An 18,858-nucleotide genomic window follows, 5' to 3' on the forward strand; every position below is an offset into this window, starting at 1 on the left:
CAGCGCGGACCTGCCATGCTCCGGGATGAACAGTCGATGAAGATCGCCTGAAAACCGGAATCAGCCCCGATTTAAGCCCCACGGAGGGCTCCTGCTTAACCACAGGAGACTTCCAGGGCACGCCAGCCATTTCTATTCTATTATGGCTCGACCAGTACGGGGGCCTCGGTCGCTTTTTCGTACATTTCCCGCCATTCCGCAGTTCCATCGTCGGGGAGGAACTGGGCTGTAACCCCTTTCACGAAGAACGGCGTTTCCTCTCGCATAGAAGGAGCGAGATGGAAGTTGACCTCTTTGGCGGAAGAGAAATACATTTTCCGGCCATCGGGGTAAATCGTCACCATCATGCGGGGCGGGTTTGGTCGTTCAGCCGGTTTTTCGACTTTGTATTTCTCAACGACGTCCCAATCGACTTTGTATCCGAGACCCGGAGTCTGAGGGATTTCCGCCACGCCGTTCTGGACTTTGATAGTCGATTTCAGAAGATCATGAGCATAAAGCTGATGACAATTCACTGCGGGCCAAGTCGCATGAGAATTCACAGCCCCAAAGTGGAGCGAGAAGGCTGCCGTCAAACCGGTCCCCACTAATTGCAACCAGAAAGGTTTGTCGGCCATCTCGCAAACGGCTCCTGCTTTCATCACACCGGTTGCTCCACCACCGACAACGTAGCCATCGCAAACATTCTCGCGGATAGAAACGACAGGTTCTGGAGAACCGTAGTGATGGGCGATTTTCACATTGGTTGCGGCACAGATTTTCTGGTTCCCTTCGATATCCCGCTGAGGAATGGGAGACTCGTAGATATCGATCTGGGGGTACATCTCGAGTTCTTTGATGATGGGAATCGCCAGTTCCGCATTCCAGAGGGTGTCGTTAAAGTCCATGTCGATTTTGAATTCGGAAGGAACTTCTTTGACTGACAGTTCGAGTTGGCGCCAAAGGTCCCACCAGGGGCGGCCCTTGGTTTTATAAGACATGTATCCCGTCTCGTAGGCCAGACGGCATTCGGACGCCATGTCTTCGGGTGAGGTATCGATGTTCCACCAGGAAAGAGGCGTCACATCATTAACTTGCTTTCCAAGCAGACGATGCACGGGCACACCGGCATTACGCGCGACCGCATCAAAGATGGCCATCTGCAAACCGGCACCGAGTGCGTCGTCCCACATAACGTCGAGGGCATTCTTATGCATTACACTCTGAACATCTTCATCAGAAGAAACACCCCAGGTATAATACAGCAGCGTTTCGCCGACTCCCTTCGCACCTGATGAGAGGGTCACTTCGAAGATCTCGGTATACTTCCAATGCGGCAACTCGCGTCGCATGGCTCTTTCGGGAGCGGCCCTAAAAGGGATCTCGACCGTGACCCGTTTGACGTCCGTGATTTCTAAACCATTGGCTTGGGTAGCGAACTCCGCGGCATAGGTGGCAGCATCAAAAACACGGCCCACGGTCAGCGCACCGAGGCCCATTAAAGCAGACCCTAAGAATTCCCGGCGGCTGAGTTGATCGATATCCCAAAGTCTGGCACGTTGCATAAATCGTAATCCCCGAAACTAAAATCTCGAATGGAGCGGTGAAAATTATCATTGAGGCGAGCGCACAAGGGCAAGACGCATCAACGATTATTGATGACTCACGCAGTGATTGCCACCATGCACTCTATTTTTATCGATGAATCTTCAACAGAAATCGAAGCGAAGTTATTAGCGGACACTGATCTTACAGGTCCAGAATATTTTCGACTTCCAATTCTTCCGCCATTTTACGATAGCCTTCACAGACCGGATCAGGAACAGGAATTCCTTCGGCGACGCGTTCTAAACGCATTCGGTATTCAAATTCTCCGGGTGCCAAAATTTCCCGATCGGGCGAGACGGTAGGAGAAGATTTCACCCAGTCGATCAACTGGTTCGCTTCTTTATGGAAGTCCGTCAGCTCGACAAAGTTTTCGATTTTGAGGACCGTCAGGAAAAAACCGTTCTGTGACATATATTCAGTGCTGCGACTACAACCTGCAGGCGACAATGCACCTCCCAGAATGTCCATCATGAAAGCAAGTGCGTAACCTTTATGCCCGGCAATCGTACCTCCGAGAGGAATCAAGGAGCCGGATGGGGGGCCGACTAATTGAGACGGATCCGTCGTGGGATTCCCCTGTGGGTCTAGAATCCAATCTAAAGGAATAGATTCCCCCTTTGCCTGAGCGACAATGCATTTTCCCACGGCGACATTACTGGCACTCATATCGAGAACGAGTGGAAATTCCCCGCCCGTGGGAGCCCCGATGGCAATTGGGTTGGGGGGTAGGCGGCGTTCTGTTCCACCAAAAGGGGCCATCCAGGTAGCTCCGCCATGATTATTGATCGTCGCAATGGCAACGCAGTCCTGCATGGCCGCCATTTCAACGTAGGTTCCTAATCGTCCAAGGTGGCCCAGATTGTGGACAGTAACTGTGGCGACACCATGTTTGAGGGCTTTATCAATAGCGAGCCTGGTTACCTGCTGGCTGGCGATGTGCCCTTGTGAATTGTTGGCATTAATACAAGCAGTGGATGGGAACTCTTTTTCGAAGGTGAGTCGACATTCTTTATCGACATCACCCTTTATTAGTTCGTTGACATAACGTCCTACGAGCATGATGCCGTGCGAATCATGACCGACGAGACTCGAGCCGATGACAGATTCCGCGAGCACTTGTGCATCAACGAGAGAAAGACCGGCCGCGTTGAATAATTGCTGACAGAATAAGGTCAATTCCGGGGCGGGTAGATTTCGCAAGAGAGGCTCCTTGGAGTTACGTGTTACCGGGTGAAGGGGCAGGTTTTTAGTGGAATGCGCCGCAGATTGATCCATGGTGCTTTCGGTTGGTGGAAAACAGTTTGTAGGATAGGCTGGTCAAAGTGCAACTGTAAGCGTCCTTTTATTCGTCTCCCCTCGCGTTGATTCTGACGCGATTGAAAATGCAATCCTGCGATGAGCCTTTCTAAAAACAATCAGGATCAGCTTACGACGTATCCGGCGTCGGCAATCGTGGAAGGACTGAAACTCCTGTTCGTCGGTCTGGTCTTCGCACTCTTCGCCGGGGCCATTCTGTGGGTGAATGAATGGAACAATCTGACTCGGATTAAAAGTCAGCTACAGAACGAAACGGCTGTCGTCGAACTCAATCCCGCGGAGAAACTCGATGCCACTTTTGAAGGCCGAGTGATCCATCTCACCGGTTCTCTCAAAACAAAAGATGTATTAATAGAAGATTGGCTTAACCTGGAAATTACAGGACTCCGTCTCTTTCGACGCGTTCAGATTTTCGAGGAAAGCACACAGGAACCGCGATCTTATCGTCCCGGTAGCTGGATCGACCAGACTGCGGTCACGGTCCCGAGCGTCACGGATTCAATTCCTTCACAGACGGTGACCACCTTCGGTTGGTATGCCGAAGGTGTGCAATTGGGTGATCACCACCTGGGGCGAACATTACTGGAACGATTGACTCGATTTGAACCGGTGCTGCTAGCTGACAGGTTTGACATTAGTCTCTTGCAGCCCAGATCCAACATATCAAGTCAGACGAATGACACCTTAGATTCCGATGATTCGGCACGTTGGTATTCCATAAACAATGAAATCATCTGGGGTAATCCCAATCGAGCCTTTCGTACTGGTGACTTGCGCGTGCAGTTTTATTACGTCCCTGACGACCAAACAGTCAGTCTGATTGCGCGGCAGGGAACGGACGGAATACTGGTACCGTTTATCACCCGCGACGGAGAAGTTATTGAACGATTGCAAGTCGGTAAAGCGAGTTGGCAAGAACTTTATCCGGAGGGGAAAGCGCCCATTAACTGGCTGGTCTGGGCGTTCCGATTAACAGGGGCACTCTTAATGTGGGCGGGATGCTGGTTTTTAATTCTGCCAGGAACCCGTATGCTGGAACAACTCGATATTCGTAATTTGCAGTTTGAATTCGAACCAGTTCGCATGTCTGCACTCGCGGCGGTTCTCCTCTCTTTGCTGGTGATGTCCGCCGCCTGGATCTATTATCAACCGGTGTGGGGGACGATTTTAATCGTCGGTGTTCTGTTTTCCATTGTGGCTGCCGGCTGGTATTTCTGGCGAAAGCTGCGGGTTGTCAAAAGAATCGGGCAGCAGTCCTGATTCTGCCTGCCAGACAACTAGAGTCTGTGAGCGACTACTTGCTAAACATATTTCAACTTCATAGGTGAACCATGCGATTTAATTTCTGGCTACTGTCTCGTTCGGCTTTGTCCTGTCTGTCCTTCTTCTTAATGATGACTGCTCCTCTGTCGGCAGAGATCAAGATTGCCAAGTTCAACGTCAACGCGACCCCGGAAATCGGTGGCCCCGTGGCTTATGCTTCCGTGCGATCGGTGCAGGATCCCCTGTCGGCTCGGGGAATTGTTCTGACGTTCGATAACCAGAAACCTGTCGTGCTCTGCGCCATTGACTGGATTGGTATCTATAACAGTGGGCAGGACATCTGGAAAGAAAAGCTGGCTGCAGCTGCAGGAACGACTTCGGATCGAGTCGCCGTTCATGGATTACACCAGCATGATGGTGCTCGCTGTGATTTCGGGACGGAAGAGAAGCTACAAGCCGTGGGACTTGGCGGAATGTTTTTTGACAATGACTTCTGTCTGGAAACAATCGAACGCGTAACAGCGGCAATCAAGACGTCACTGAGCGAAGCAGAGGCTGTGACGCACATCGGAACAAGCAAAGCCAAAGTCGAAAAAGTCGCTTCCAACCGACGTTTGCTGGGCGACGATGGGAAAGTCAAGATGATGCGGTGGAGTAGTAGCCGAGATGCAGAAGCTATTGCGGCTCCAGAAGGGGTAATCGATCCGTTCGTGCACCAGGTCAGTTTCTGGAATTCAGAGACACCGCTGGCCGTCCTCTCGTATTACGCCACCCATCCCCAAAGCCATTACGGAAAAGGGGATGTCACCTGTGAGTTTGTCGGTATCGCTCGAAATGATCGTGACAAAGAAGTCCCCAGTGCTCTCCATGTGCACTTTACAGGTGCGGCGGGAAATGTCGCGGCGGGAAAATATAACGATGCCAGTCCTGAAAACCGACCCGTGTTGGCGGAGCGGTTACGTACTGGTATGGAATCAGCTTGGTCCGGAGTCGAGAAGCAACCGATTACTGAAGAAGAATGTCGTTGGGTTGCACATAAAGTGCTTTTGCCCATTTCGGAAGATCGCAATGAGAAAGAGCTGGCTAACATTCTCAATGATGATTCCGCCAGTGACCGGGCACGCGTCGGTGCAGCCATGAAACTATCCTGGTGGGAGCGGTCGCAAACTGAATGGAATGCCGAGATCAGTGTTTTAAGACTGGGTAACGTACAAATCCTTCATATGCCGGGCGAGATGTTTGTTGAATACTCGCTGGCTGCCGAGAAAATGCGACCAGAGCATTTCGTCTGTATGGCGGCTTACGGTCAAGGGGGCTGCTCTTACATCGGTACAGAAATCGCCTACTGGCAAGGTGGATATGAAACGGGAAAGAATGCATCGAGTGTCTCTCCCGATGTAGAAAAGTTTCTTATGAAAGAAATCGAGACCCTACTCACCGAATCCGAAGCTCCTTAACGGAAATATTGAGAACCAATTCCTAACCGCGCATAAGAAAAACCCCTCGAATTAATTCGAGGGGTTTTTCAATCACAGGTGCACATCACAGACAAGAATCGTTATGTAAGTGAGAAGAACTCCGCTTACGGATTCATCAACTTGGGTGGAGGTACATTGGCGGCGATCTTCGCAAAAGCAGCCAGCATCTGTTCTTCCATTGATGCAATTGTCGCTCCGCCTGGAACATCTACATAAATTCCGTCACCCGCAAAAGCAATCGCCTTCATGAAATCCCGGTCGGCGTTCGCTCCCACACTCATGGTGTGGATCGTGTAATCTTTGTCGATTGCTTTTTTCGCCATCGCAAAGGTGAACTTTTTGTGGGTATTGCTCGTGGTATAGTCGGCAGTTCCGTCACCATTGTAGTCTGTCAACTCGTCCATATCGAAGCCAGGAGGATAGTCCCAGTTGTTGTCACTGGTATTGGCGTTACCGTCAGTCATCAACAGGATTGTTTTCTGAGCACCGTAGCGACCATGGGCATCGAGTAGATCGATCGCCCGAGACAGGCCACCACCGACATTAGTTGTCGCATAATAGTGAGCAGCCTGTTTATTTCTTTGAATCGTATTAATGGCTGCGTAGTTGTCTGTAATTGGATCCGAACTGATGTCAACTGAATCCTGCACCCAACCATCGGAGACTAACACGGATTCAACCCGGTGGTAAGTATCGTAGGTCACCAGACCGAGATGATCACCAAAGTCGAGGCTGTCCAGGTAATTGCAAAGTAATGAACCACCCTCTTTCACCGCATGGAATGGATAATGGCGAACCTTATAGAGATCTGGTGTTTGTGAATAAGCTCTGCGTTCATCCATCCAATAGTGAATCAGGTTCATCATTCCGAAGGTGCGTTCATGTCCAGCACGTTCGATGTCGCTGTCATTCAGGCAGTGATCGAGAAAGTCGTTCCACGAACCGGAAGGGTATGGATAACTAACGTTGGATAAGTCCAATCCCCGTTTCAGGTCGTCGTCATCGTAAAAATCAATCGTTTTGGTTACGTTCGAATTGTTTTTGCGATACCTCACTTGCAACTTGTCAATCACCCGTCCCGACTTGCTGCCGGTACCTTTCGCATTATAGCTGTAGACGTTCGACAGATTGAACTGTTGACTCCCACCGCTTTCAAAGTAGATTTTTACCCGATAGACGGGGTGATCACTAGTAACTTCGGCGACGTCGTGTTTCCAGGTAACTTCAAAATCAGGATTGTTACTTGAGTCTTCAGGAATGGTCACAAAATCGTTAGCAAATCCCATGTTCCCATAGGTAGGTGAACCCAAATCGTTCCAGATGTTTTGTAGATTCGTTTCGATCGCAGGTTGCCCCAGTTTGCTAATCGAGTCCGAGCGAAACAGACTGTCGTAGTTCATCGAGCCAGAGAAGTCCATCACTACGACCAAGTCGCGAGCGTCGATATAGGCAATCGCATTCACTTCGATCGCAATATTCTCTTCATCAAGCATCTTGGCGAAGAAGAGATCGAGTTTTGCGTCAGGAGCATCTTTATCCGGGTTTGATTTCCGAACAGTGACTTTCACTGTATTAAATGGGCTCTGACCCCAGACGATACTGGCTTCGCCGGTATCGTCATCCAGAACACGTTGACCGAATTCGACGTCACGATCAGGGTCGAGATAGAACCCGTTCAAGGTCACAATTTCTTCGGCCATGTCTTTCGCTCTTTGTTGAGCGTAAACATTCGCATCCTGCACGCCACCACCAACATCTCCCCCTTGACCGAGGTCGCCTGAAAGTTCATCCAGCGCGATTGAGATTTCCTGAGAAGCAGCCAGAGCGGCGGCGTCTGCAGTGTTTTGCATACGAGTTCGAGTAACCGTAACGACACTTAAGTCGATACTCATGGAAAGAAACCCGGCGGTCGCAATGAGAATGAACAACGTAAACGCCATGAAGGCACCTTTACGCCGGTCATGATTAACCTGGTCACGGGTCGAAGTCTGAGTTTTGATCGCTTTAGTTTTCATATTGTTACTTCTCTACCAGTCTGGTTGATCGATAAAATCGCCAACAAGTCGTGATGACAACAAATCGTGAGTAGATACTGATGTGAAATAGTTATATTGTTAGGAGGTCGCCCTTCTCTGAACGACATTTTCATACGTTGTCAGCTTTGTCTTTTTATCTTGCTAATACAGACTACTGAAACAGGTTCACTCGACCTGAACGAAACACGAGTGAGGCGGAGACATCCCGTTGTGTCATGTATTTTGAGGAGAATGTACCGACATTCCCGTATGGAATTGTGGCGGAGACTTTAAAGAGTCCATGTTCATTGTCAGGATCGTTCAAGTCGAATGGCTGACCTTCCATATCGCCTTCGGCCCCAACGATCTGAATGACCACATGTTCTTTCGGAACACCAACAGCCTGCAGGTAGTTCTCAATGTCTGATACGATTTTTTCGTTCAAGGACACCCCTTCCGGCACGACGGTAACCCAGTCGGTCGAAGCGAGTCGACATCCACCGCGAACGGCAGTTTCCAACTTATTGGAGACATCCAGAACGGTTCCGATTTCAACAACGCCGAGAATCAGAATCAGGAAAATCGGCGCCGTGAGTGCAAACTCGACGGCAGCCGCTCCGCGACGTTGTTCGGAACAACGGAAGCTGTTGATTCTGTGAAGAGGTGACGTTTTCATGACTGACTCGCTTAAGGATTGTTTCTGTATTTCGGAATAAGTTGTCAATGTTCTCCCATGGCAGAATATTTTCGCCATGGCATATTTACTACTATTCGTGACGCATTACTGCCTGTCCTTTGAGCGTAAGATTCTTCGCCCAGAAGGGGGACATGATTGCGATGTCGTTGTAAGGGACTTCGATGTGAACGACAAATAACTGTTGTGGTTCGGCCTGAGACAATTCGACGTCGGGAAGGTCTCCATAGCTGATGGTATCGGGATCAACACTCGCTTCGTCAAACACGGAAGCATCTTTCACCATGATGGTGGCGTTGCTGGAAGCAAATGCATTTCCGACAATCGATGCCGCCATATCGGACACTTGTTGTGTCGTGACCTCTTGAGCGACTCCAAAACGCGCGGCTTTTGTGGCGGCGGCGTTGATGGTGTTCAATACCATGTAGGCATGGGTGAACTCCCACATCGCAAACAGAAACATCAGGAAGACAGGTAAAACCACAGCCGTTTCAACGAGCGCGGTTCCACGTCGACATTCCTGATGCCGTATCTTTGATTTCTGAATTGTCCGTAACATGACGGAGACTCCATCGAAGCGGGACCAGCCTCACTTGCATTCACAAGCAACAGGAGGCCTTCCCATTGTTAATCTGAAAATCACATTCGTTCACACTTCTGATGGATCCATCCTTTTGAGGTGTTCGCTGTATCTAAAATCTAGTTTGTAAAAATGACATGTGCTGAAATTTTCTTTAAAGTCGAGAACCTACGCGGCAGTGATTCATAGACTCTGGCAATTCTGCTTCGCCAATTTGAACTGGAAGAGAGTACATCCTGAGAATTCTTCTTTAATGTATCTCTCTACACTGCATCCATTTAGGAACACGATTCTTAGATTCCTAATAAAGTACAACAGGCTGAAAACGGGGAATCTTCGAAAGGCAACGAAAGCCAGTTTTTCTTTCGTAGCTGGTCTATCTGGAACCTTGGAAAGCGAAATCAGAAGTTCTGAATGCGCATGAGGGTGACACTGCAGTCGTTCACCGGAAGAAACAGAATTATTGATTAAACCCCTCTGATCGGTATGACCGATAGTTGTGATAGCGTCTTCTTCCGGATGTTCATGGTGACATTTCGTCCGGAGTGACCAATCGTGAACACACCAGTTCATGATGCATTCCAGTAGTGGATCACGTTGACATCCACTATCGATTGAACTGGAATAACTGCAGTTAGAGTTACCAGCCAGACTGACAATAATCAGTACTGGTCATGCCTGTGGGGGGCCATATTAATGAACCGCTTTACCGGTTTAACAATTGCTTGCGCTGGATTGCTCCAGTTGCTCTACGCCGATTCGTTGACTGCTCAGACGAAAATGCTGCAGCCACTCCCCACCCGCACATCTGAAATTCAACAGACGGCGTATCACGCTGATCATGGGCCGGGAACGCCCTGCGAAGAATGTCAACAACACTCTTCCCACCATCATTACTCTTCTGGGTCGGCTCCCCTCTATTCCCCGCAAAGTCGCGAACTCTCCCTGAAAGATAAGATTCACAATCATTCCAAACGTACCTGGAATGCCGTTGGTCGAAAATTTAATCGATGGAATCAGTTCTGGTATGCCCAGGATCAAATGTTTCGACAACGAAACCTGACCCAGAGCGTCGCGCTCTTTGGAGAACACGACCTGCGTGTCGGAGGACCTCCCATCTGTGATCAATGCCGCCACGACATTCCACACTACCTCCACAGACATGACATTCCGCAGTACCCCCGTGATGCCCCTGCAATAATTCCCAGCAGTCCGCAAGTCGAACTTTCTCGAGCTGAACCATCACGTAAGCCTGACCAGATCAATCACGAAGCACATCATCCCCAACGAGCCGAACCACGACCTTTGCAACCGGAGTCCTTCTATCAAGCCCGTGGAAACCGGTCGGAACCGAAACGATTAGTCATTGCAGATGCGCCTCCCATAGTAGCCCAGGCACAACCTCTGGAAACCCGATTTTCGGAATCAAAAGTTGTCACGAAGCAAGTCAACATGGTATTGACGAAATTGAATGAGAAAACGGTCCAATCTAAATCACAGCTGAGAAGAATTGATGTGATTCAGAATGACGATTTCGTCTTACCCGTTATTCGAGCGAATCGGTAACACCATCTGAGCCCATCGGCCTGATCGGCTGAGACACAAATGTCAGAATAGTCAGTATTTCAAATCAGAAGCAGGGCAGGAAACTCAATAAGGGTTTCCTGCCCTGCTTTATTTTTTCTCCGTGATTCGGAAGTACCTCCAACGAATCATCGAGATGATTCCGCAAACTTATCCTCAACGAATCAACCGGCATAACCGGTAGACTTTCAAGCAACCACTCAACGGGAAGACTCGCCAGTTTCTTTGCACTATTGCTTGATGTCTGTCTGGGGCGCCTGCTTTCACACCGATGAGGCTCCGATCTTTATTAGGTCATTTGTCTTTCCGTGTGTGACATTTTTTTGGATTGCGCGCGAAGGAGAATCATCTTTATTCCGGAACAGAACATCGCATTGCTGCCTCCGCAGTCTGCTCCATCTGATTCCAGATTTCTGAATGATTCACTTCACTATATTCCACTGTACAGCATTCGTTCTGAGACAAACCCGTGATTATGGCGACATTTCGACCCCTATCGTGGTTTTGTACTTGTACAGCGGTCTGTGGACTGTGCGAGAATAAGAAGAGCCCTGCGTTGTTAATTTGATAGCTTCGGCATCAAACTGACGAAGCAAAAGTGGAGCCGGCGAACAGCCTCTAAGGCTCCAGATCACGGACGGAAAACTAACTGACATATTTGATCACCTTCGATAAACCGTCCGTACAAAAACTATTTGAATAACATCAGACGAGGTTCGCGCGTACAGGATAGCAATGTCCTGACAGCCGCCCCATTCATCATGATCCACTGTGAACCACAGTGGGTTCGATCTTGGAAGCAACTTCGCTCCTTATGTTCTAAAACGGTTTTTGTGGGATGAATTCCTGATCTGGCCTAGAGGTATCTGTACCAATGCAACGATCTGTCTGGTCTCGCGCAGTCAATTTCTTCACTCGTGCCCAACAGCCTGTCCGTAAGACGCAACCTACCGGAGATTGGGGAGGTAGCGCTGTTGAACTGCTGGAAACGCGCACCCTGCTTAGTTCGGTTAACCTGTTCTCCGCGCAGCTAAGCCCGGCCCAGGATCAGGAAACCAGCCATTCCCAGAGCGTGAGCGTGGCTTTGGATCAATCCAACGAATCAGGTGAAACCGTCACCTACGAAGTTGGAATTAACTCCGATCCTATGGAATTAGTCGCGAAAAAAGTTGACGAACTTCATGGTTTGTACGCCACCGAGACCTATGTAGGGACCAATTATCACTTTGACCGTCGAGGTGAGGGTGAAAAATACATGCTGGGTGAAACTGGCTGGTACTTCCTCCTGCCGAACGGAGAAGTTTATCGCTGGAACCGTAACCTGTCCGAAAGTCATCTCGTCGCCAGCCTGGATACTGAATATTACGACAATCCTGAATTGCTTTACACTGCCGCAGATTCCACCGACATGGAACAGATGGTGGCCGATCTCGACGAACAATGGGATTTTCATGCAACAGACAAGATTCTGAAGGAAGACTTCTACCTGAACCATCGTGGACAACAGGAGAAGTACTTCAAGGGTGGCAAACACTGGTTCTATATCACACCCGATGGAGCCGCATATCGTTGGCATGGTTCGTTCGAGAAGAGCGTCAAATACTTTCAATTCGATGAAAGTTATTACGAAGATGTCACCAAGCTATTTAATGCGAATGAGAGTTTGAATGTATCGGGGTCTGGTGCAGAAGCTGGTATTCAGGTCAATGGGAAAGATATTCAGATCACTCCCACTAAAGGCTTCGTGGGAACATTTAACTACACGATCGTAGCCACCGACGGTTTTCAAGTTGGGCAAACTACCAACACGATCGACGTTCAGAACTCCGCTCCTGTCCTGAGGGATGTAGGTGAAGTTGAGTTTATGGTTTATCCCGACGGCATTCCCGAACATGCTGTGGACGTGCTGTTTGATACTGGAACAACCGAGGCAGAAGTCGCCGAAATTCTAGCGGCTCAGAAAGGTGAATACTTCACCATTGATCTCGAGAGCTACGACCTGGATGGCGACAGTATCAGCATCAGTGCGATGCTCGAAGGCGCCGACGCGGTCCAGTTGAATCAGGAGTACAGTCTGCACGCCGATGCTCGCACAGTGGGTAAAAACTACTTTTACAACCTGCGCGGAGCCAACGAGAAGTATGTCCAGACGTCTCGAGGTTGGATCTACATGTTGCCCAACGGCGAGGCCTACTACTGGTATGGAAGCCTGGAGAAAAGTGCGCTCGTCGCCGAGCTTGATCCCGCTTACTACGAAGACCCTTCTCTACTTTGGAACACCGAGATTCCAGCAGAGGCAGACGTCGCCATTCAACTGAATGGCTCTAAACTGACCATCGACCCCGCCAATGACTTTGTTGGCGAATTCAGTATTGTCATTACGGCGACAGACGGGCTCGCGGACAGTGAGATTGTCATTCCGGTGAGCATCGTCGATGGTCAGGACTTGTTTGACAGCTTTGTATTTGATGATGCCGACCGATGGACGACGACAGCAACAGATGCAGGAGTATTGTCCCAGGGTGATTCGACCATTTTGACATGGACGATCGCTCCTGACGGTACTTTCATTGACAGTTACACCCTCGGGACAGGTGCCAACTCCAACCTGATTTCGTTCCTCGACAACATCTATGGTGATGACGGTTCAGGAGATATCGCTAATCGCTCCTGGTTCCCCTTCATTCAATCCTCTTTCGATTCCTGGGCGGACCTGACCGGCATTACTTATGAATATGTAGAGTACGACGACGGTAGTGACTTTGAGTTGGATAATGCAGGGGTACTGAATACTCGTGCTGATATCCGACTTGGAGGACGTCCCATCGATGGTGATTCTGGAGTCCTGGCTTTCAACTTCTTCCCGAACTTCGGGGAAATGGTGATCGATACTTCTGACAGTACTTTCGATAACACCAACAGTGACTCTCTTGTACTACGAAACGTAGTTGCACACGAACTGGGGCACGGACTTGGTTTCGCACATCAATTCCCCGTTGATCAAACGGTACTGATGGAACCATTCCTCAGCACGGCATTTGATGGCCCCCAATTCGATGACCTCCTCGCTGCCAACCGAGGATACGGCGACCGATTCGAAGTTGGAACTGGCAACGACACCGTGAGTGTTGCCACCGACCTAGGTTTTGTCGACGACACGGTTCGCGTCATTAACAGTCTCAGCATCGATGGTTCTGCCGACCGGGATTACTTCTTCTTCGACATTTCGTACCCTCAAGCGGTTACGATCACGGTTAATCCTATTGGCGGCGTCTACCAGAACGGCGACACCGCTGCCGATGTGGCTGATTTCGATGCAGGTGCACAGTCCAACCTGGAATTCATGCTTCTTGATGGTGATGGCATCACCGTACTCGGGACTGCGGACGCAGCAGCAATCGGCAATCCGGAGACACTTACTTTTGACCTTCCCTCTTCCGGTACTTACTACGTACGCATCATCGGCCAGGAAGATGCTGCCCAGATGTATCAGCTAGACATCTCCACTCAAGACGGAGTCGATGGCGGTTCGATCAGCGGATTCGTTTATGAAGACCGAAACAATAACGGAACTCGCGATTCGCAGACGGGAACGGTCCCGAACATCGAGTTACTGGACATCGGCGACGTTATCCTGGAGCGGAATGACGACTTATCGACAGATTTGCTTGATTTCGGATTTGATTTTGAATTCTACGGCACTACTTACGATTCATTTTACATTAACAACAACGGAAATATCACTTTCGATGCTCCCTTGTTTGACTTCGTTCCAGACGGATTCCCTACATTTACGCCGATCATTGCTCCCTTCTGGGCAGACGTTGACACGACGGGTGCCGGCAGTGCAGAAGTGCATCTGGCCCGAGGTACGAGTTCCCGTGGAAACCCCATCGTCCAGATTGACTGGCCGGGTGTCGGTTACTTCTTTGCTAACGATACCCAGTTGAATAATTTCACTCTCTACATCGAAGACGATCCTGAGGGAGATATTGTTGTCTTTTCTTACGGCGACATGGAATGGACGACAGGAGAAGTCGAGAGCAATGGTGGATTCGGTGGTCAGGGAGCCCAAATCGGTGCCGACAGTGGTGATGGCGTCAATTACTTCAGCTTGGGACGGCCGAACTCTCCTGACACACTGGCTGCCTTTACGAATACTCAATTTGAGTTTCGAGTTACAGACTTTGGCTTTACCAGCATCGAACCAGGTATTGCCGATGTGACGGTTTATCTCGACACGAACAACAATGGAAACTTGGACGTCGGTGAGATCACCTCCATCACTCGTGAGGATGATACTTCAACCCCTGACATCGACGAAACTGGTTTCTATGAATTCACCGGGCTCGCAGCGGGCACTTTTGTCGTTCGTCAGATCATTCCAGAGGACTTCGTGCAAACCGAGCCGATCAATGACGGTCCGCATATTGTCGAACTCGCCAATGGAGAAGTAGAAGAGCAACGCAACTTTGGTAACTTTGCAGGTATCTTCGGTAAACAGATTACTCTGGAAACGGCAGCTGACTACCAAATCTCCGAAGCGGGATCAATTGAAGTCATCGCGACAATCGTTGGACACCCACAGAATGTTGATACCAATGTGCAACTCGACTTCAGCGGAACAGCCATTCTTGATGTCGACTATACCGTAACCAGTACACTCATCACGATTCCCGCAGGTCAGACATCGGGCTCGATAGTGATTACGGGTATCGATGACTCTCGGATTGAAATTCGTGAGAGCATTATTGTCGACGTTATTTCAAGTGACTCCGCAGGAGAACTGAATGGTCTCCAGCAAGTGACTGTCTTCATGACAGATAATGACAACCCATCACCAGCGATGGGAGTTGGAGAATCGGGACATGCAGACCTACCTGCGTGGGCAGCCAATTCACTTGAAGGTGGCGTACCACTGCACAGGTTAGCAACTCTCAGTGAACGCAAAGTGGCATTTGTTAACGGTGGTCGTCATATCATTACTGCGTATGCCAACAAGCTAAGTCCTTTGATCGACGTAAATGAAGGAGAAGGCTCCGGAACATCGGGCGATAACGATGCTCAAGCAGATGCGGAATTCCTTGACGGATTTGGTACGGGTATCCTCGACGACCCACAAGCCGATGTCTCGGGTAACTTGGGCTCCCTCTCCGATGTTGACTACTACTCGTTTGATCTGGAAGCGGGAGACGTTATCGGTGTGACTGGGTTCAACTCCCTTACAACGATCCAGTTATTCGATCCCACTGGAACCGAACGGGTCGGTTCCTCACAAGACTTGAGTGCCATTTACCCGAATGCTTCACCTCTTCCCGGTGGAGGTAATGCAACCATTGCCTATGTTGTTCCGACAGCCGGAACGTATGCTGTAGCGATTTCTGGATTCACAGGCGATTACTCGGCTCAGTTCCGCGTCTTCCGCCCCGACCTGGAAACTCAGGCTGCGGGCGCCGTTCAGACATTGTTCATCGATTTTGATGGTGCCACTCTCGACGCTTCCATCTTCGGTGGTTCCGGTTCGGTCACACTGTCGCCTCTCACCACTTTTCTGGGTGACTGGGGCCTCACTGCCGCAGATGAGGATGCCGTCATTGATGCCATTCTGGCAGAACTTGAACGGTCAATCTCAACAGATATTCGGTTAAATGGTAACAACGGAGACTTTGACACGACGGGGATCAACGGTGATTTCGACATCGAAATTCTGAACAGCCGTGACGATGCAGATCCCTTCGGTCAGGACAATGTCTCACGAGTCGTTGTGGGGGGAACAATCGCTGAATTGGGAATACCGACTATTGGTATCGCAGAGTCCATCGACCCGGGTAACTTTAATCAGGAAGAGTCCGCTGTGGTTCTTCTCGACTTCCTGAGCGGTCCCAACGATGATCCAAACTCACTTAATGCCATTCCTTTAGCCGCCGGCGTGTCCATTATCGACCTTATCGGAACGGCTGTGGGGAATATCACTTCACACGAAGCGGGGCATTTCTTTGGGTTGTTCCATACGGATCAGACCAATCCAACGGAAAACCTGATCGACCAGGGTGGTGACCTTTCAAATACAATCGGTCTTGGCCCTGATGGTATCTATGGGTCAGCCGACGATGTCGATGTGAGCCATGTCACGGACGTCTATGTCGAGAATGAAGGGTTCACCGGGATCGAAGATACGTTGAATTCGCTCGCATTTGGACTCTCGACCGGTGGCGGAAACGGTGGTAACACGGGCGGTCGTAACCCACAGGTAACACTGGAAGTCCTTGAGAGCCCGTCTCTCAACTTCACAGAAGGTGAATCTCGAACGATCGTCGCCAGCATTGTAGGGCACCCCGATGATGGCATAATTCTGATTGAGTTCAGTTTCAGTGGTTCAGCAGTGCTGGGAACGGATTATCAAGTTTCCTCCGAGCAGATCATCATCTTGCCTGGCGAATCGAGTGGATCGATCACGATCTTCGCTATCGATGAGAGACTGATTGAAATTCGAGAATCGATTATCATCGACATCGATTCAATTACTGGTGGCGATGAGTTGAACGACTTCCAACAGGCAACGGTCTTTATTCTCGACAATGATGCTCCTGCTCCTCTGATTGCAGCAACGCCGCCAGGTCAAACACCTACGAATACGACTGCATCTACTGGATCAAATTCCGGTCAGGCATCGTCAGGCTCGTCTTCACCTTGGAAATCCCGATTCGCGTTCATGCCTGTGACAGAAGAAGGAATGCCAAAGTCGAAAGCAGCAGTCGTATATGCTGAAGAGCCAGTCATCGACGACAAATCGGTGGATGACTCCTTCAGCCTGCTTTCTGACGAAGATATCTGGGTATGAACCGAATGAGTTCCTGCTGAACTCGGAACCATTCTCTCTAGGAGTGGCTGACTAATCTCCTCGACCATGCTAAAGTAATGGTCGAGGAGCCAGGCTGTCCCTGTTCCACTCCAATCCATACTGCTTCTATTGATCTGTCCAACCATGCTAGTGGGCTTGTTCGGCGATACGCACGATCATATCGATAATGTGCGACACGCCGTGAATACATTCAATCATCTTGGGTGCGAGTATGTCTTATTCGCCGGCGACCTGGTATCCCCACTGGTGATTCCACCATTACGCCGGTTACGAGGAAAGTTCATCGCCTGCTGGGGCGACAATGATGGCAACCGAATCGGTATCGCAGGTGGTCTGAGAATCATCGGAGAGATCGGTGAGCCTCCCTTCTGTATTCAGACACCGGATGGTGTGCGGATTCTCCTCACGCATAATCCGGACATGGCCCGGAATCAGCTCCAGAACATCGATGTGGTTGTCTCATCACACACACATCGAGCTCACTTCGCAACGACCGCTTCGGGCATGATCACTATAAATCCGGGGGAATGCAGTGGTTGGATCTCACGTAAACCTCAAATCGCCGTTCTCGATACGACAACACGCAAAGTCGAATTCTATCCACTCCCGGAACCACCCCCAGTTCCAGATATGATTCCCTGAATCCACCTCCGTCCACGTGAACAGCTTCGGCTATGTGTCACTGCAGAGAGTGCGCAGCATTCCGACCAGACTCTGCAACCCCTCAGCTGTAATTGTATGCACACTGGGGAAAGGGATAAACTCGACTTCGACGCCCGCGTTGGTCAGCATGTCTCTCAGCAATTCGGCTCCGTTATAAGGCAAAATTGGATCCTGTAGACCGTGGCTCTGAATCACATTCAATCCCGCTCGCTGTGGAGCCAATCGAGTCCATTCCGCTTCATTAAGAAGTGTTCCGGAGTAGATCACCAGTCCTGCAGGATTTTCATTTAATCGGAGTGTGATGTCCGTCGTCAGCATCGCTCCTTGAGAGAAGCCACCCAGCACAATTTTGTCCCACCCCAAGCCTGTCCGTTCGCGGATCGCTTCCAGTGTTTCCTGTAACAATGCACGTGATTCCGCCATCCCTTCGGGTTCACCACCTCGAAAATCACGGAAGTCGCCCTCTTCCATCGCTCGCTGGAGTGCCATCATGTCAATCATCCACCAGGCACGTCCGTCACCATAGCCATAAGGAGCGAGAGACAGAGGAGCTTCTGGAAAGACAAATTGTACTTTCTCGTTGAGATCCGGAATCGCACCGAGTAACTCGGAGGACAAAGGCACCAAATCAGTGCCCGGGGCTCCAAATCCATGACAGAGGACAACGACAACCTCGGGCTGTTGATTTTCGGGCAGGGCGTCGACGGTGCGGCACGTCAGTTGTCCCAACTGAACGGTTTCACTCTGTATCATGAATTCGGTGTTCCTGTTGCTGTTTTGTTATCTATCGGGGGCGATTTTTTCTTCTCGTACGG

General features: G+C 50.0%; 11 protein-coding genes. 5 read left to right on the forward strand and 6 right to left on the reverse strand.

What is annotated here, in order from left to right; genetic code table 11:
- Positions 1-140: 140 nt before the first annotated feature.
- Together Pla110_RS13545 and Pla110_RS13550 are read right to left on the reverse strand one after the other, a co-directional pair.
- Positions 141-1,544 carry a mandelate racemase/muconate lactonizing enzyme family protein gene (locus Pla110_RS13545; RefSeq protein WP_144996285.1) on the reverse strand — a complete coding sequence of 468 codons (1,404 nt, stop codon included), beginning with the start codon at positions 1,542-1,544 and terminating at the stop codon, positions 141-143.
- Positions 1,545-1,728: 184 nt separating this feature from the next.
- The gene (locus tag Pla110_RS13550) at positions 1,729-2,787 is read right to left on the reverse strand and encodes an Ldh family oxidoreductase (RefSeq protein WP_197440189.1); all 1,059 of its coding nucleotides are present in this window, start codon (positions 2,785-2,787) and stop codon (positions 1,729-1,731) included.
- 195 nt (positions 2,788-2,982) lie between these two features.
- On the opposite strand from Pla110_RS13550, the gene Pla110_RS13555 reads away from it, so the two are divergent.
- Positions 2,983-4,164, forward strand: coding sequence for a TMEM43 family protein (locus Pla110_RS13555; RefSeq protein ID WP_144996287.1), 1,182 nt, complete (start codon positions 2,983-2,985; stop codon positions 4,162-4,164).
- Between the two features lie 71 nt (positions 4,165-4,235).
- The gene (locus Pla110_RS13560) at positions 4,236-5,624 is read left to right on the forward strand and encodes a hypothetical protein (protein WP_197440190.1); all 1,389 of its coding nucleotides are present in this window, start codon (positions 4,236-4,238) and stop codon (positions 5,622-5,624) included.
- 125 nt (positions 5,625-5,749) lie between these two features.
- Here the strand turns inward: Pla110_RS13560 and Pla110_RS13565 are convergent, their stop codons facing one another.
- The 3 genes from Pla110_RS13565 to Pla110_RS13575 all read right to left on the reverse strand — a co-directional run bounded on the left by Pla110_RS13565 (position 5,750) and on the right by Pla110_RS13575 (position 8,913).
- Complete coding sequence (locus Pla110_RS13565) at positions 5,750-7,660, reverse strand: pilus assembly protein TadG-related protein (RefSeq protein ID WP_144996288.1); 1,911 nt, start codon at positions 7,658-7,660, stop codon at positions 5,750-5,752.
- 172 nt (positions 7,661-7,832) lie between these two features.
- Positions 7,833-8,336, reverse strand: a complete 504-nt coding sequence (locus Pla110_RS13570; RefSeq protein ID WP_144996289.1) for a TadE/TadG family type IV pilus assembly protein — start codon at positions 8,334-8,336, stop codon at positions 7,833-7,835.
- A gap of 91 nt (positions 8,337-8,427) precedes the next feature.
- On the reverse strand, positions 8,428-8,913 hold the full coding sequence (locus Pla110_RS13575) for a TadE/TadG family type IV pilus assembly protein (RefSeq protein ID WP_144996290.1): 486 nt from the start codon (positions 8,911-8,913) through the stop codon (positions 8,428-8,430).
- A gap of 717 nt (positions 8,914-9,630) precedes the next feature.
- On the opposite strand from Pla110_RS13575, the gene Pla110_RS13580 reads away from it, so the two are divergent.
- The 3 genes from Pla110_RS13580 (at position 9,631) to Pla110_RS13590 (ending at position 18,022) form a co-directional block, all read left to right on the forward strand.
- Positions 9,631-10,500: a hypothetical protein gene (locus tag Pla110_RS13580; RefSeq protein ID WP_144996291.1), complete on the forward strand. Its 870-nt coding sequence runs from the start codon at positions 9,631-9,633 to the stop codon at positions 10,498-10,500.
- Between the two features lie 892 nt (positions 10,501-11,392).
- Positions 11,393-17,359: a nidogen-like domain-containing protein gene (locus tag Pla110_RS13585; protein WP_144996292.1), complete on the forward strand. Its 5,967-nt coding sequence runs from the start codon at positions 11,393-11,395 to the stop codon at positions 17,357-17,359.
- A gap of 144 nt (positions 17,360-17,503) precedes the next feature.
- Positions 17,504-18,022, forward strand: a complete 519-nt coding sequence (locus tag Pla110_RS13590) for a YfcE family phosphodiesterase (RefSeq protein WP_144996293.1) — start codon at positions 17,504-17,506, stop codon at positions 18,020-18,022.
- Between the two features lie 30 nt (positions 18,023-18,052).
- Here the strand turns inward: Pla110_RS13590 and Pla110_RS13595 are convergent, their stop codons facing one another.
- Positions 18,053-18,796 (reverse strand): alpha/beta hydrolase, encoded by a 744-nt coding sequence (locus Pla110_RS13595; protein ID WP_197440191.1) that lies wholly within the window; start codon positions 18,794-18,796, stop codon positions 18,053-18,055.
- Between the last annotated feature and the right edge of the window lie 62 nt (positions 18,797-18,858).

It is taken from the genome of Polystyrenella longa (assembly GCF_007750395.1).
GTDB lineage: Bacteria > Planctomycetota > Planctomycetia > Planctomycetales > Planctomycetaceae > Polystyrenella > Polystyrenella longa.